Source organism: Streptomyces sp. NBC_00316, assembly GCF_036158715.1.
Lineage (GTDB): Bacteria > Actinomycetota > Actinomycetes > Streptomycetales > Streptomycetaceae > Streptomyces.
On record NZ_CP108023.1, the window covers coordinates 3,269,072 to 3,284,282 of the forward strand.

Consider the following 15,211-nt stretch of genomic DNA (forward strand, 5'->3'; position numbering starts at 1 on the left):
GACCTCCGATCATTCGTCCAACCGTTTTCTGCATCAGTCCATGGACCACGGCCCCGCTTCCCGCAAGGGTCGGGCGCATGGACATGCGGATGGCAAGACGAAGGACCATCGGAGCCGTGGTGACGGCGCTCGCCGCCGCGCTGCTGCCCTGGCAGAGCGCGGCGGCCGAGGGCGGCTCGGCCGCCGCGGCCCCGCCCGAGGTGCTGCCCACGCTCCGTGAATGGCAAGGCGCTCAGGGCGAGTTCGCGCTCACCGATCGGGCCGGAATCGTGCTGGACGGGGTGCGGGACAGTCGTACGGCCGCCGACGCGGTCCGGTTCGCCGACGAACTGAACGGCAAGGCGTCGGTGTCGCGGGGCCGCGCGGCCCGCTCCGGGGACATCGTGCTGCGCCAGGACCCGTCCCAGAAGGGCGCGTTGGGCGCGGAGGGCTACCGGCTCACGGTCGGCGCCCGCATCACCGTCACCGCCGCGACCTCCACCGGCGTGTTCTACGGCACCCGGACCGTTCTCCAGCTGCTGAACGACGACGGCCGCGCCGCACGGGGTTCGGCGACCGATGTACCCGAGTACCGCGAGCGCGGAGTCGGGGTCTGCGCCTGCTACATCAACATATCGACACAGTGGTTCGAGCGGCTGATGAAGGACATGGCGTCGCAGAAGCTCAACCAGCTGTGGATCGAGGCCAAGGTCAAGAGCGACACCGACCCGGCGTCGGCGTTCTGGGGCTACTACACCAAGCCGCAGATCCGCACGCTGGTGGCGATGGCCAGGAAGTACCACATCGAGCTCGTGCCGGAGATCAACTCGCCCGGCCACATGGACACCTACCTGGAGAACCACCCGGAGCTCCAGCTCAAGGACAGGGACGGCGTCGCCTCCCCGCCCCGGCTCGACATCTCCCGGCCCGAGGCTCTGGCGTACTACACCTCGATGGTCGACGAGGCGCTGAAGGTCTGGGGCAGCCGCTACTGGCACATGGGCGCCGACGAGTACATGCTCGGCTCCTCCTACCCGAGCTACCCGCAACTGCAGGCCGCGGCGACCGCGAAGTTCGGTGCGTCGGCGACCCCCGACGATCTCTTCACCGACTTCATCAACCAGGTCAATGCGCATGTGAAGGCGGACGGCAGGTCGCTGCGGATCTGGAACGACGGGCTCGCCGGCAAGAACGCCGTCGTCCCGCTGGACCGTGACATCACCGTCGAGCACTGGCTGAGCGGCGGTTCCATCCAGCAGCCGTCCTCGCTGCTCGCCGAGGGCCGGCCGGTCATGAACTCCGCCTACTCGCTCTACCTGGTGCGCGGCGGCTTCACGATGCAGACGCAGAAGCTGTACGAGAGCGACTGGACGCCGTTGCGTTTCGAGGGCCAGACGCTGCCCCAGGAGGCGGCGAACCTCACCGGCGCGAAGATCAGCCTGTGGCCGGACAGCGCGGCGGCCGAGACGGAGAACGAGGTGGAGACGAAGGTCTTCATGCCGCTGCGTTTCGTGGCCCAGGCGACCTGGGGCGGCCCGAAGCCGAGCCCGACGTACGCCGGTTTCGAGGCGCTCGCCCGGAAGATCGGTCACGCGCCCGGCTGGGGGAACACCGACCGCACGCCGCTCGCCGACGGTTCGTACCGGCTGACCGCGGGCGCGAAGGCACTGGCCCCCGCAGCGGACGCGGGCGTGTCGCTGGCCAAGGGCAGTGCGGCTTCCTGGGCGCTGACGGCGACCGCCGACGGGTATTACACGGTGCGGTCCACGGAGACCGGTCAGTGCCTGGACGTGGTGCGCGGCAAGAAGTATCTGGGCGCACCGCTGGAGGTGGGGGCGGAGCTGTCGCTCGGGACCTGCTCGGCGACGGCGCGTACGCAGCGCTGGCAGCTGGACCCCGGGGCGGGTGCGCTGACGCTGCGCAACGCCATCTCGCAGCTGCATCTGACGGAGCGGGCGCCGGACGGCGCCGCGGTCCAGACGACGGGCGCGACCCGCCTGACGGCGCGCGCCGCCTGACACGACCCGGCTGAGGGCGCCACGCGTCCGAGGCGACCCGGCTGACGGCGCGATCCGCCCGACGCCGCACCGAACGGGGCCCCGCCCGCCGGATCACCTGACGACCGGCGCGCGGGGCCCTCACCACGACGAGGGCGCGGCGGCAGAGCCTGCCGGACCGGTCGGCACGCCTCGACCAGGCCTGGACGAAGGGCAGTTGGAGATCGACGAAGCCGCGGAGGAACGCGGACGGGCCCGGTCTCCCCGCGTGGGGAGACCGGGCCCGTCGAAGGTTCTAGTCGTTCGGCACGATCTCGTAGCGCGGGGTGTTCTCCGCCATCTGCCGCAGCGCGTCCTTGCGGTCCCGCTTCGAGAGCCGGTCGATGTACAGGTAGCCGTACAGGTGGTCCGTCTCGTGCTGGAGGCAGCGCGCGAAGTAACCGGTGCCGCGGACCTTGATCGGGTTGCCCTTGGCGTCCTGTCCGCGCACCACCGCGTAGTCCGGGCGGGCCAGCGGCGCGTACGCCGTCGGAACGGAGAGGCAGCCCTCGTTGGAGTCGTCGAGGACGCGCTCCTCGGGCGGCAGCTCGTCCAGCACCGGGTTGCAGACGACGCCCACGTGCCGCACACCGTCGTCGTCCGGGCAGTCGTAGACGAAGACCTTCAGGTCCACACCGATCTGGTTGGCGGCCAGGCCCACGCCCTCCGCCGTCTTCTGGCTGGCGAACATGTCGTCGATCAGCCGGCCCAGCTCGTCGCCGAACTCGGTGACGTCCTTGCACTCCTTGTGGAGCACCGGGTTGCCCACGACCGTGATCGGCCGGGAGGTCCCACGCTCGCGGTACGCCGCCTCACGCGCCTCGCAGTCCTCGGTGTCCACGACGAATCCTTCGTCGTCGACGCTGATCTGCTCGTCCGTCTCCTGCTGCGCCATGTCCGCCGTACGCCTTCCTCAAAACCCGAATCGATGCCCGTACAGCCTAGCGGCCGGGCCACGGACGCACGGCTCAGCGGACTTCTGGCTCAGCAGACTTCTTCGAGATCGCGCCACTCGCGGCTGTCCGGGCTGTCCGCCACCCAGCCGTCCAGCAGTCCGCGCACCAGTCCCGCGGGGGCGGCTATCCCGCACTCGCGCTCGGGTACCCACAGCTCACCGGCGGTCCGGTGGCCGAGCGGTCCCGGGTGGCCGGGCTCACTGTGGTCGTGCGGGTCGAGGTGCTCGCCGTCGCCCTCGTCGCTCTCCATCCGGCTCTCCGAGCAGGCCCGGCAGAGCAGCCGCACGGACGACGACCAGTCCTCGGCGGCGAATCCGGCATCGGACGCCAGCTGCTCCAGGGCGTCCCGGTCGGCCTCGGTGGCGGCCTCGAGGAGCACCACCCAGGTGGGTACGGGAGACGGCGCCCAGAGCTCGATCTCGTCGAACACGGGGTACGAGGGGCCGGCGGCCGTGACCCGCTCACCGTGCGGCACGCCGTCGTGCAGGACGACCTCGCCCCAGCGCCGCCCGGAGGACGGCAGCGGAATCGACAGCACTTCCATCCGGGCCGGATCGAGCCGGCGGCCCCAGACGACCTCCGCCTCGCCCTCGGGCGACAGCCGTACGGCCGCGCTGCCGAGCTCCATGCCGGACGGCTCGCTGTTCGCCGCCGAGGTGTGCTGGCCGCCACCGGGCACCTTCAGGCCGTACGCCTGCCAGGCGCGGCGGGCCAGCGGCCAGTCCTGCAGTGCGGTGGCGGCGATCCCGACGTTCCACCAGTCGGGAGCGCCGGACTCCTTGTCGAGCAGCGCCACGGCCCGCAGGCCGGCCGCCCTCGCCTGTTCCCAGTCATGCCGGAACTTGTGCAGCAGTGCCAGGTTGAACCACGACTCGGAGAGCCAGGGTTCCAGGTCCGCCGCGCGTGTCAGCAGTGCGCCCGCGTCCTCGTACCGGCCGTCGCCGATCAGCGTGAACGCGCGGTCCGTGGCCTGCCGCCAAGAGGCGGAGGGCCGATGCCGTACCTTCCCGAAGATCCTCACGATTCCCGCCTGTCCCGACTCGGACACCCTCGTTTTCCGGTCTTCTTCGCATCCAACCATGCCTGGCCGGACACCCGCTCATTACCCATGGGTTACCCAGGCAGGACGGGGGTCAGACCGCCCCGGGCCAGGACGCGCGCGAGCGATTCCACGACCTCCGGCTGATAGTCGTGGCCGGTCCCGAGCCTGAGCTGTTCCAGGGCGTCGAGCGGCCCGCTGAGACCTTCCCCGCACAGGTCGTCGTATGCGTTGACGGCCCGGACGATCCGGGCGGGCAAAGGCTGCTCCCGGTACGGGTCGGCCTGCCGCTCCACCACGACGGCGATCTCGGTGTCCACCCCGGTCTGCCGGACGACGGCCCCGCCGAGCAGTGCTATCCGCCGCTGCTCGGCGGCGGGCAGCAGGGCGGTCGCCCCGTCGGGCACCGGATCGACGAGGGAGAGCTGCCCGATGTCGTGCATGAGGGCCGCGTACTCCAGCACGGTCAGCTCGGACCCGGACAGCCCGAGCTCCCGGCCGACGGCGGTGCAGAGCATCGCCACCCTGCGGGCGTGCCCGTGCGGGGTGTAGCCGGCGATCTCGGTCGACCGGGCGAGCGAGGTGATGGTCTGCCGGTAGGTGGTCCGCACAGCGACGAACCGGCGGAACGACACCTGGGTCAGCAGCAGCGGTACGCAGAGCACGGGCAGCGCCCACAGTCCGGCGACGGCGACGCCCAGGGCCATCACCGCCCCGGTCGCGCAGACCGCCGACCCGATGCCCAGCAGGGCCCGCAGCTCGTCGCGGAGCAGTGGCCCGTAAGGGAAAGGGGTACGCGACCGCAGCAGCAGGGCGCCGAGCACGGCGTCGCACAGGGCGGTGAGCCCGAGCAGTACGAGCAGGAAGACCGCGAAGTACGGGCCCTCGCCGAACCAGATGGCGGACCGGCCGGAGGTGTACAGCGGCTGGAAGCACACGGCGGCGAAGGAGACGAGCACGATCCGCCGGGCCGCCTGATCGGCGGTGGGCCCGTTGCCGCGCGCCACATGGGGCACGGCGGCGACGAGCTGCGCGGCGACGAGCACGGCGATGACCTGGAACACCCCGTGGCCGGCGGGCCCGCCGCCGCTGCGTCCGAGCAGTGCGTAGGCGAGCGCCCCGGCGGCGCCGAGCGGGGCGGGCTCCCGCTCCCCGGGCAGCGCACCCCAGCGGGCCAGCTCACCGACGGTGATGAGCACCCCGAAGGCAAGGGCGTGCCCGGGCTGGTGGACACCGTGCCAGAGGGTGTGGGCAAGCCCGGCAACGGCGAGCAGAACGGCGGCGGCGCGGACGGCGAGAACGGCAGGAGGCGGCCGCGTCCGCCCCCGGCCGGGGCTCACCGCGGCCGGGGGCGGCCCGACGCCACCCCCGGCGTTCGTTCGATCCCGTCCGCGGACGGCACCCCGCCGGTCGCCCCATCGGCCCCGCACGCAGGCGGCGCCCCACCGGCCGTCACATCACGTCCCTCCGACGACGACGCACCCGTCATCTCAACCAGCCCCTCCGGCGATCGAGGAGGAACCGGCCCCCGGACGGCCCCGGTGTCCCCGCCCACCCGCGGCACCGGCACCCGCACCGCCCCCGCCTCGTCCGCGGTCGACGCCGCCGACCACCCGTGCCGGTCCAGCCCCCGCGCCAGCGCCCGCACCATCTGCGGATCGAACTGCGTGCCCGCACACCGCTTCAGCTCCTCCACCGCCGCCTGCACCGGCCTCCCCCTCCGGTACGACCGCGTCGACGTCATCGCGTCGAACGCATCGGCCACCGCGACGACCCGCGCGAACTCGGGAATCTCCCGTCCACTGAGCCCGTACGGATATCCGCTGCCGTCGAGCCGCTCGTGATGGTGCAGGATCGCCGCACGCGCCTCGCCCAGAAAGCCGATGCCCCGGACGATCTCGTGCCCGTACTCCGGGTGCAGCTCGATCACGCGCCGTTCCTCCGGGGTGAGCGGCCCGTCCTTGCGCAGCACCCTGGTCGGGACGCAGAGCTTGCCGACGTCGTGCAGGATCCCCGCGAACCGGAGCACTTCGAGCCGCTCCTCCGCCATGCCGAGTTCCCTGGCGATCAGCACGGATGCCCGCCCGACGCGCTCGCTGTGCCCGCGGGTGTAGGTGTCCTTGATGTCGACGGCCTGCACCAGCGCCCTGATGGTCGCGCGGTGGGCGGCGTGCTCGCGGTGGTACTGGGCGAAGACCCAGCAGGAGATGTACATGGGCAGCAGGACGAAGAGCGCGGACAGCGGCCCGTAAGAGCTGCGCCACAGCACGGCCATCATGAGCCCCGCGAGACCGTGCACCAGGTGCGGTCCGAGCGAGCGCGGCAGGAGCCCGCTCCAGGCACGTCGCAGCGGCAGCCGTTCGGCCGTCACCAGGATCGATCCGTCGAGCGCGGTGAGGACAAGGCTGAAGGCCAGCGCGGCGGCGCAGGCCGGCACCAGTGCGTACGGGAAGTCGGGCAGACGTTCGAGACCCGGACCGCCGAGCGTGGCGGCGCCGCCGAGCAGACCGTGGACGAAGGACGCCGCCCAGACGGTGAGAGCGAGCTGCGCCGCCCGCCACACGCGGCGGGCCGTCGCCGGCGCGGTCTCCACCCGTCCGACGAGCGAGCCGGGGATCACGACCAGCGCGGCGGCGGCGGGCGGCAGCAGGAACGCGGCGGCGAGCAGCAGCGGGAAGAACGACCCGGTGCTGATCGGCACGGAGCCGCCGAGGAACCGGCAGCGGCCGGGGAGTTCGCAGGCCAGATAGAGCGCCGCGAGAAGACCGGCGGTGCCCCACGGCACCTCCGCGCCGGGCCGGAGCACGGGCACCGCGCAGAGCGTGGCGCAGACCGCGGTGACCAGAATGTGTGCGCGCGCCGCTGAGGGTGTGGCTCTCAGCCGCCCCATCCCCGCCCCCCAACGATGGTCAATGGAGGCGCCAGGCTAGCGAGTTGGGCGAGCTGTCGAGAGCCGATGAGCCGGATTAGCACGTTCGGGTGATGCGTCTGCGGTACCGGTGGTACGCGTGAGGGCGCGCCGCATCAATCACGGCGCGCCCTCACGCGTACAGAAATCGTCCTGGACGATACCGCCCCTGAGCGGCACTCGCCCGCCGGCCGCCGCCTGTCAGCGACGGCCGCCCATCACTCGCCGGCGGCGGACGGCAGCTGGCTCTCGGCCACCACGTCCTGCTCCGGCACCGCCTGCCCCGAGCGGATCAGATCGATCCGTCCCATGACCTTGGAGCGCAGATCGCTCGGCACGTCGTCGTGCCCGCAGCAGCGCTTCACCAGCTTCTTCACGGCCTGCTCCAGGCCGTACTTCTCCAGGCACGGGGAGCACTCCTCGAAGTGCACCTCGAACTTCGTGCAGTCGCTGTCGGGCATCTCATGATCGAGAAACTCGTAGAGATGATCGAGGACCTCAGAGCAGTCCGTCTCGTGCGGCTCTCCGCAGCTCATGAGCCCGAGCCTTTCCGATCGTCCGACTCCCCGGCGCCGGCCGGGACGAGCCCGCGCTCGCGGGCGTAGTCCTCCAGCATGCCGCGCAGCTGGCGGCGGCCCCGGTGCAGTCGGGACATCACCGTACCGATGGGAGTCCCCATGATGTCCGCGATCTCCTTGTAGGCAAAGCCCTCTACATCCGCAAGATAAACGGCAATGCGGAACTCTTCGGGAATCGCCTGCAGCGCGGACTTCACGTCCGAGTCCGGCAGGTGGTCGAGCGCCTGCGACTCGGCGGAGCGCAGACCTGTCGACATGTGCGACTCGGCGCGCGCCAGCTGCCAGTCCTCGATCTCCTCCGCGGCGCTGCGCTGAGGTTCGCGCTGCTTCTTGCGGTACGAATTGATGAAGGTGTTCGTGAGGATGCGGTACATCCACGCCTTGAGGTTCGTACCCTCGCGGAACTGGTGGAAGGAGCCGTACGCCTTCGCATACGTCTCCTGGACCAGGTCCTCGGCGTCTGCGGGGTTGCGCGTCATGCGCAGCGCCGCCGAGTACATCTGGTCGAGGAAACCGAGAGCGTCCCGCTCGAAGCGCGCATTGCGCTCGGCGGTCGTCTCCTCCGCGCGGCCGTCGTCGGTCCCTGTGTCGGTACCGGTGACCGGACCCACCTCCTCCAACGCTGTGGCGGATCCGAAACCGGAACCGCTCGAATCGGAGAATAGTCGACCTTGCTTCGACGCGGGCTGTCGATCCGATCCGCTCAGTGCCCGCTCGGCAGTGGTCTTCGCCGCATGCAGCACCGTCCACTCCAGGTCAGCGGCGTTCGAGCGGCGCGGGCAGATGGTCGAACCCATGCGACGGACTCCCTCTCCACGTACGACGTTGATGTACCGACGTCCCGGACAACAGTGACCCCCCACTCAACATTCCCGGAGGGTGTGCCCGGTCGACCAGGCGTGGGATCCGGTCACCCGTAAGGGGGTGACGCTCACCCGGAAGGGGGTGCGGAACCTGCGGTACGGGCGACTACGGAAGCCGGTCCAGCCATGCGGTGACGGCGGCAGTGACGATCTCCATCGACTGTTCCTGGGTCGGCCCGGCCTTCTTCGGTACCGCGAACCCGTGGTCCGCGTACGGCACCTCGGTGATCTCGTACTCCCCCGGCGGGAATTCGCCGGGCCGTCCGAACGGGTCGTGGCCGCCCTGGACGACGAGCGTGGGCACGCCCGAGCCGAGCAGCTCGTCCGCCCGGGACTTCTCCGGTCTGCCCGGCGGGTGCAGAGGGAAGCTGAGCGCGAGAACCGCGTGGGCGCCGAGCTCGGTCGCCGTCCGGCAGGCGACCCGGGCCCCGGCGCTGCGCCCTCCGGAGACGACCGGGAGTCCCGGGGCGGCGAGTGCGGGCCACAGGCCGCGCCAGCCGCTGTCCAGGGTTTTCGGGGCGGGTGCGAGCTTCTTCCCGGCGACCCGCCACGGCTGCTCCACCAGGGCGACGCTCACTCCGTGGGCGGGCAGCACGGCGGCCAGGGCCTGGAGGTCGCGGGCCTCGATGCCGCCGCCGGCCCCGTGGCCGACGGCGAGCACCAGGCGGGGCTTCTTCGCGGGCAGCCAGGTGATCCGGGCCGGGCCCGCTTCGGTGTCGACCGTCTCGGTCGTCGTACGACCTGTCTCTGTAGGGCTCACGCGTCTCATCCTGCCCGGTCAGAAGAGTGTGCCGACCTCCGGCGCGGCCAGCTCCTCCAGCAGTTCGGGCCCGTTGTTGCGGACGTTGCTGACGGCCGTGGCCACCGGGTAGGCCCGCATCAGTCCGCCGGGCGGCGGGGCGAGCAGCGCCCGGAGGCCCTCGACGTCGGTGTGCGACGGGTCCAGCCAGGCGTCCCAGCGGTCCGGGGTGAGCATCAGGGGCATCCGGGGGTGGATGTCGGCGAGTGCGGCCGGTCCCTCGGCGGGGGCGACGGCGAGCGGGGTCGTCTCGGCCTCGGTGGTGATCACCGAGCAGGTGACCCACCAGGCCTGCGGGTGGTCGTCGGGCAGGGTGCGGTCGCGCCAGAACTCGTACAGGCCGGCCATGGCGAAGACCGACCCGTCGGCGGGGGTCACGAAGTACGGCTGCTTGCGGGGCCGCTTCTTCTTCCCCTGCTCCTCCAGCTGCCGCTCGTCGGTGCCGGTGACCCACTCGTAGTAGCCGTCTGCGGGCAGGATGCAGCGCCGCGAGACGAACGGGCGGCGGAACGACGGCTTCTCGTGGAGCGTCTCCGACCGGGCGTTGATCATCCGGGCGCCGCCCTCCGGCGACTTGGCCCAGGACGGCACGAGCCCCCATTTCAGTGCGCGCAGCTGCCGAACCGGACGGCGGTCATCCGCGTCTTTCACAGGACGTTCCAGTACGGCGTAGACCTCTTTGGTCGGCGCCACGTTGTAGTCGGGCTCCAGCGTCTCCGCCGGTTCCCACTTCTCGACGCCGAAGAGTCCGGTCAGATCCTCGGGCCGCCGACTCGCTGCATACCGTCCGCACATAAGTGCCAGACTGCCACGACCCACCGGCACGACCGCAAGGAGCCGCCCGCACATGGACAGCACCGATCTCGGCGATCTGTGGGATCGCGTATTCGGCACCCAGCCCGCACCTGCCCAGTGGCTGGTGGTAGTGACCGCCACGGCCGCGCTCATCGCCGTCGTGCCGAACGTCCTGTGGCGGCTCTCCCGCAACGCGATCACCATCGCGCACGAGGGCGGCCACGGGCTGATAGCCCTGGTCACCGGGCGCCGGCTGCAGGGCATACGGCTGCACTCGGACACCAGCGGGCTGACCGTCAGCCGCGGCAGGCCCACCGGTATCGGGATGATCCTCACCGCGGCCGCCGGCTACACCGCGCCGCCGCTGCTCGGGCTCGGCGGTGCCTGGCTGCTGACCAACGGGCGGATCACCCTGTTGCTGTGGGTGGCGACCGCGCTGCTCGCGGTGATGCTGGTGATGATCCGCAATGTGTACGGGGCGCTGTCGGTGATCCTCACCGGCTCGGCCTTCCTGCTGGTGTCCTGGCTCGCCTCGCCCGACGTGCAGTCGCTGTTCGCATACACCGTGGTGTGGTTCCTGCTCCTCGGCGGCGTGCGCCCGGCCTTCGAGCTCCAGTCGAAGCGGCGCCACGGCGGCGCACCGGACTCGGACGCCGATCAGTTGTCCCGGCTCACGGATGTCCCGGCGGCGCTGTGGCTCTTCCTCTTCCATGCGGTGTCGCTCTGTTCACTGATCGGCGGCGGCCGCTGGCTGCTCGGCCTGTGAGCTGCGTCAACACCCGGACCATGGTTCGCCGCGACGGGTACTCGTCTTGTATTACGCCCCGGTTTCCACCTATTTGATCAAGATCTGGGTTTGCTGTGAGCCACTAAAGTGAGGGCCATGACCGAAAGCTCCGTGCACCCCGCCCTCTGGCCCGCTCCCCATGCGAGCGGATCCGTCGACGCCACCGTCACCGTGCCCGGGTCGAAATCGGTCACCAACCGGGCGCTGGTCCTCGCCGCTCTCGCCGCCGAGCCGGGCTGGCTGCGCCGCCCGCTGCGCTCCCGCGACACCCTGCTGATGGCGCAGGCGCTGCGCTCGATGGGCGTCGGCATCGAGGAGGGTGTCGGCCCCGACGGCTCCGGCGAGGCCTGGCGGGTCATCCCGGCCGGGCTGCACGGGCCCGTCACGATCGACGTCGGCAATGCCGGAACGGTCATGCGCTTCCTCCCGCCCGTCGCCGCGCTCGCGGACGGACCGATCCGCTTCGACGGCGACCCGCGTTCGTACGAGCGGCCGCTGAACGGTGTGATCGACGCACTGCGGGTGCTCGGCGCCAGGATCGACGACGACGGTCGGGGCTCACTGCCCATGACCGTGCACGGCGGCGGTGCGCTGGACGGCGGCCCGGTGGAGATCGACGCCTCCTCGTCCTCCCAGTTCGTCTCGTCGCTGCTGCTGTCGGCGCCGCGTTTCAACCAGGGCGTCGAGGTACGGCACACCGGTTCCCGGCTGCCGTCGATGCCGCACATCCGGATGACGGTCGACATGCTGCGGACGGTCGGCGCCCAGGTCGACGAGCCGGAGACGGGCGGCGAGCCGAATGTCTGGCGGGTCTCCCCGTCGGCGCTGCTCGGCCGCGATCTGACGGTCGAGCCGGACCTCTCCAACGCCCAGCCGTTCCTGGCCGCGGCACTGGTCACCGGCGGCCGGGTCACCATTCCCGACTGGCCCCTGCGCACCACCCAGCCCGGTGACGCGCTGCGCGAGATCTTCACCACGATGGGCGGCAGCTGCGAGCTGACCGAGCACGGTCTCACGTTCACCGGTTCGGGCCGCATCCACGGCATCGACGTGGACCTCGGCGAGGTCGGCGAACTCACCCCGGGCATCGCGGCGGTCGCGGCCCTCGCCGACTCCCCCTCCACGCTGAGCGGTGTTGCACATCTGCGGCTGCACGAGACGGACCGGCTCGCCGCGCTCACCAAGGAGATCAACGAGCTCGGCGGCCGGGTCACCGAGACCGCCGACGGGCTCCGCATCGAGCCGCGCCCGCTGCACGGCGGTACCTTCCATACGTACGACGACCACCGGATGGCCACCGCGGGGTCGATCATCGGCCTTGCAGTCCCCGGAGTGGAGATCGAGAACGTGGCGACAACCGCCAAGACCCTGCCGGATTTCCCGCAGATGTGGACCCGAATGCTCGGGGTCTGAGTCATGCGTCGCTACGGCAAGAACCCCGACGAGGACGACATCCGGATCCGCCCCAACCCGAAAGGCAACCGGCCTCGTACGCATACCCGTCCGAAGCACGAGGACGCCGAGGACGGCATGGTCCTCACGGTCGACCGCGGCCGCCTCACCTGCCTTGTCGACGACCGTACGGTCATGGCGATGAAGGCCCGCGAACTGGGCCGGAAGGCCGCGGTGGTGGGCGACACCGTCTCACTCGTCGGCGATCTGTCCGGCGAGAAGGACACCCTGGCCCGTATCGTCCGCATCGGTGAGCGCCGCTCGGTGCTGCGGAGGACGGCGGACGACGACGATCCGTACGAACGGGTGGTCGTCGCCAACGCCGACCAGCTGGCGATCGTCACCGCGCTCGCCGATCCGGAACCCCGGCCGCGGATGATCGACCGCTGTCTGGTGGCGGCGTACGACGGCGGGCTCTCCCCGCTCCTGGTCCTCACCAAGTCGGACCTGGCGTCCCCGGAGAAGCTGCTGGAGGCGTACATCCCGCTGGGCGTCCCGTACATCGTCACCAGCCGCGAGGAACTGGAGAACGGCGATGCCCCGGACCGGGTGCGCGAGCAGCTGAACGACCGGATCACCGCGTTCGTCGGGCACTCGGGGGTCGGGAAGACCACGCTGGTCAACGCCCTGGTGCCGAAGGACCGGCGGCGTACGACGGGTGTGGTCAACGCGGTCACCGGCCGTGGCCGGCACACCACCACCTCGGCCCTGGCACTTCCGCTGCCGGGCGGGCGCGGCTGGGTGGTCGACACCCCCGGTGTGCGTTCCTTCGGGCTGAACCACATCGACCCGTCCCGGGTCATCCACGCCTTCCCCGACCTGGAGCCCGGCACCGAGGACTGCCCGCGCGGCTGCACCCACGACGCCGTCCAACCGGAATGCGCACTGGGCGCCTGGGTGACCGCCGGACATGCCGATCCGGCCCGGCTGGACTCGCTGCACCGGCTGCTGGCCACGCGCGAGCGACGCGAAGGCGACTGACCCAGGCGCGTTTGCGATCTGCTGCTACCGGTAAGTGCATAATCGCTCAGCGGAACAGAGCAGTCACCGACGTGGGAGGGCACCGACGATGGCGTGGCTGCTGGTCGTGGTCGCAGGACTTCTGGAGACCGGCTTCGCCGTCTGTCTGAAGCTGTCGCACGGCTTCACCCGGCTCTGGCCGACGATCGCCTTCTGCGTCTTCGCGCTCGGCAGCTTCGGTCTCCTCACGCTCTCCCTGAAGAAGCTCGACGTGGGGCCCGCCTATGCCGTGTGGACGGGCATCGGCGCGGCGGGCACCGCGATCTACGGCATGGTCTTCCTGGACGATGTGGTGTCCACGCTCAAGCTGATCTCGATCTCCCTCGTGATCGTGGGCGTGATCGGGCTGCAGCTGTCGGGCTCATCCCAGTGACCTGCAGGGATCCGTCGACTGCACCAGGGCCGGCCGGCGAAGCGGCGCCGACGTGGCCCGCCGTCACACCGCGGGCCACCGCTCCACCACCTCGCGCACCAGCGGCGCCGCGTCCGTGGGGACGGCGGACGCGGCGACCGCATACGACAGCGCGAGACGCAGCACGATCTCACAGGTCACGGCCGGCAGAGCCGGGTCGAGCGGCGGGCGCCCCTCGCTCAGGGCGGCCACCGCGCGGTCGCACACCAGACCGAGGAGCTCCGCGGGGGTCGGTGGCCCGGCGTCGGCCCGGCGCTGCGCCGGTACGGGCGAGGAGGACGGCACCGCAAGAGCTGCGGGGCGGGGTAACCACTCGCCCCAACAGCCCGTGAGCAACGCCCTGACCAGGGCGTTCGTGCGGGCGGCCCGCACCGTCCAGGCCGCGGTGGCGGCCAGTCTGTCCCCCGTACCGCCAGGCGGTTCCAACGCCCGCTCGACACCGGCGAGGTAGCCGTCGGCGGCGCGCCGGACGAGGGCCCGGGCCAGCCCGTCCTTGCCGCCGAACTCGTTGTAGAGGGTCTGCCGGGAGACTCCGGCGGCGAACGCGACATCGACCATCCGCACGGACGGCCAGGGCCGGGTGGTGAGCGCCGAGAGGGCGGCGTCCATCAGTGCTTCTCGCGCCGTAGGCATCGTCGCCTCCCACGCCAGGGGTCTGCGGTTCAGAGTTGACTCGCCGCCCCGCACTGTCAAGGGCTCATGCAGCCTCCGGGGTCGTGTAGCCCTGTTCACCTGCGGTCGATACTGTGACGACATGCCCGACTACCACGATGATCTGCGCCTCGCCCATGTGCTGGCGGACGCCGCCGACGCGGCGACGATGGACCGGTTCAAGGCTCTGGACCTCAAGGTCGAGACCAAGCCGGACATGACGCCGGTGAGCGAGGCCGACAAGGCCGCCGAGGAGCTGATCCGCGGTCACCTCCATCGGGCGCGACCGCGCGACGCGATCCTCGGCGAGGAGTACGGGATCGAGGGCACCGGCCCGCGCCGCTGGGTCATCGACCCGATCGACGGCACCAAGAACTACGTGCGCGGTGTGCCGGTCTGGGCGACCCTGATCTCGCTGATGGAGGCGGGCGAGAACGGCTTCCAGCCGGTGGTCGGCGTCGTGTCGGCGCCCGCGCTGGGCCGCCGGTGGTGGGCGGCGAAGGGTGCGGGGGCGTACACCGGCCGCAGTCTGACCTCCGCGACGCGGATGCACGTATCGAAGGTGGAGCGGATCGCGGACGCCTCGTTCGCGTATGCGTCGATGACCGGCTGGGAGGAGCAGGGCCGGCTCGACGGCTTCCTGGACCTGACCCGGGCCTGCTGGCGTACGCGTGGGTACGGGGACTTCTGGCCGTACATGATGGTCGCCGAGGGTTCGGTGGACATCTGCGCGGAACCCGAGCTCTCGCTCTGGGACATGGCGGCGAACGCGATCATCGTCCAGGAGGCGGGTGGCCGGTTCACCAGCCTGGACGGGGTGCCCGGTCCGGGCGGCGGGAACGCAGCGGCCTCGAACGGGCTGCTCCACCACGAGCTGCTGGGGTATCTGAACCAGCGCTACTGAAACAGGTTGCCGCCTGACCTGCGCACTTTCCC

At 71.2% G+C, this 15,211-nt stretch carries 15 protein-coding genes; 6 read left to right on the forward strand and 9 right to left on the reverse strand.

From position 1 onward, the window contains the following. Positions 1–83: 83 nt before the first annotated feature. Entirely contained in the window at positions 84–1,997 is a 1,914-nt protein-coding gene (locus OG878_RS14345; RefSeq protein WP_443049255.1) for a family 20 glycosylhydrolase, read from the forward strand. Between the two features lie 274 nt (positions 1,998–2,271). On the opposite strand, the gene def is transcribed toward OG878_RS14345, so the two are convergent. The 8 genes from def to OG878_RS14385 all read right to left on the reverse strand — a co-directional run bounded on the left by def (position 2,272) and on the right by OG878_RS14385 (position 9,953). Next, positions 2,272–2,910: a peptide deformylase gene (gene def / locus OG878_RS14350; RefSeq protein ID WP_277328289.1), complete on the reverse strand. Its 639-nt coding sequence runs from the start codon at positions 2,908–2,910 to the stop codon at positions 2,272–2,274. 89 nt (positions 2,911–2,999) lie between these two features. Next, positions 3,000–3,992, reverse strand: coding sequence for a tetratricopeptide repeat protein (locus tag OG878_RS14355; protein WP_328887164.1), 993 nt, complete (start codon positions 3,990–3,992; stop codon positions 3,000–3,002). 92 nt (positions 3,993–4,084) lie between these two features. Then, entirely contained in the window at positions 4,085–5,350 is a 1,266-nt protein-coding gene (locus OG878_RS14360; protein WP_328887165.1) for an HD-GYP domain-containing protein, read from the reverse strand. Continuing rightward, on the reverse strand, positions 5,347–6,891 hold the full coding sequence (locus tag OG878_RS14365) for an HD-GYP domain-containing protein (RefSeq protein WP_328891239.1): 1,545 nt from the start codon (positions 6,889–6,891) through the stop codon (positions 5,347–5,349). The genes OG878_RS14360 and OG878_RS14365 overlap by 4 nt, the downstream gene beginning before the upstream one ends. Before the next feature lie 245 nt (positions 6,892–7,136). After that, positions 7,137–7,454 (reverse strand): mycothiol system anti-sigma-R factor, encoded by a 318-nt coding sequence (gene rsrA / locus OG878_RS14370; protein ID WP_277328285.1) that lies wholly within the window; start codon positions 7,452–7,454, stop codon positions 7,137–7,139. Next, positions 7,451–8,107, reverse strand: a complete 657-nt coding sequence (locus tag OG878_RS14375) for a sigma-70 family RNA polymerase sigma factor (RefSeq protein WP_266990480.1) — start codon at positions 8,105–8,107, stop codon at positions 7,451–7,453. Before OG878_RS14375 ends, rsrA begins: the two co-directional genes overlap by 4 nt. A gap of 358 nt (positions 8,108–8,465) precedes the next feature. Then, positions 8,466–9,119 carry an alpha/beta hydrolase family protein gene (locus tag OG878_RS14380; protein WP_328887166.1) on the reverse strand — a complete coding sequence of 218 codons (654 nt, stop codon included), beginning with the start codon at positions 9,117–9,119 and terminating at the stop codon, positions 8,466–8,468. Positions 9,120–9,137: 18 nt separating this feature from the next. Beyond that, positions 9,138–9,953 (reverse strand): SOS response-associated peptidase, encoded by an 816-nt coding sequence (locus OG878_RS14385; RefSeq protein WP_328887167.1) that lies wholly within the window; start codon positions 9,951–9,953, stop codon positions 9,138–9,140. 52 nt (positions 9,954–10,005) lie between these two features. Here OG878_RS14385 and OG878_RS14390 point away from each other — a divergent pair, with 52 nt between their 5' ends. The 4 genes from OG878_RS14390 (at position 10,006) to OG878_RS14405 (ending at position 13,585) form a co-directional block, all read left to right on the forward strand. Further along, complete coding sequence (locus OG878_RS14390; RefSeq protein ID WP_328887168.1) at positions 10,006–10,719, forward strand: M50 family metallopeptidase; 714 nt, start codon at positions 10,006–10,008, stop codon at positions 10,717–10,719. Between the two features lie 117 nt (positions 10,720–10,836). After that, entirely contained in the window at positions 10,837–12,153 is a 1,317-nt protein-coding gene (aroA, locus tag OG878_RS14395; protein WP_328887169.1) for a 3-phosphoshikimate 1-carboxyvinyltransferase, read from the forward strand. Between the two features lie 3 nt (positions 12,154–12,156). Further along, positions 12,157–13,173, forward strand: coding sequence for a ribosome small subunit-dependent GTPase A (gene rsgA / locus OG878_RS14400; RefSeq protein ID WP_328887170.1), 1,017 nt, complete (start codon positions 12,157–12,159; stop codon positions 13,171–13,173). An 88-nt stretch (positions 13,174–13,261) separates the two neighbouring features. Beyond that, positions 13,262–13,585: a DMT family transporter gene (locus OG878_RS14405; RefSeq protein ID WP_328887171.1), complete on the forward strand. Its 324-nt coding sequence runs from the start codon at positions 13,262–13,264 to the stop codon at positions 13,583–13,585. A 63-nt stretch (positions 13,586–13,648) separates the two neighbouring features. Here OG878_RS14405 and OG878_RS14410 read toward each other — a convergent pair whose 3' ends face one another. Further along, positions 13,649–14,257 carry a TetR/AcrR family transcriptional regulator gene (locus OG878_RS14410; RefSeq protein WP_328887172.1) on the reverse strand — a complete coding sequence of 203 codons (609 nt, stop codon included), beginning with the start codon at positions 14,255–14,257 and terminating at the stop codon, positions 13,649–13,651. Between the two features lie 121 nt (positions 14,258–14,378). Between OG878_RS14410 and hisN the strand changes: the two genes are divergently transcribed. Further along, positions 14,379–15,179 carry a histidinol-phosphatase gene (gene hisN / locus OG878_RS14415; protein ID WP_328887173.1) on the forward strand — a complete coding sequence of 267 codons (801 nt, stop codon included), beginning with the start codon at positions 14,379–14,381 and terminating at the stop codon, positions 15,177–15,179. The last annotated feature ends 32 nt before the right edge of the window (positions 15,180–15,211 follow it).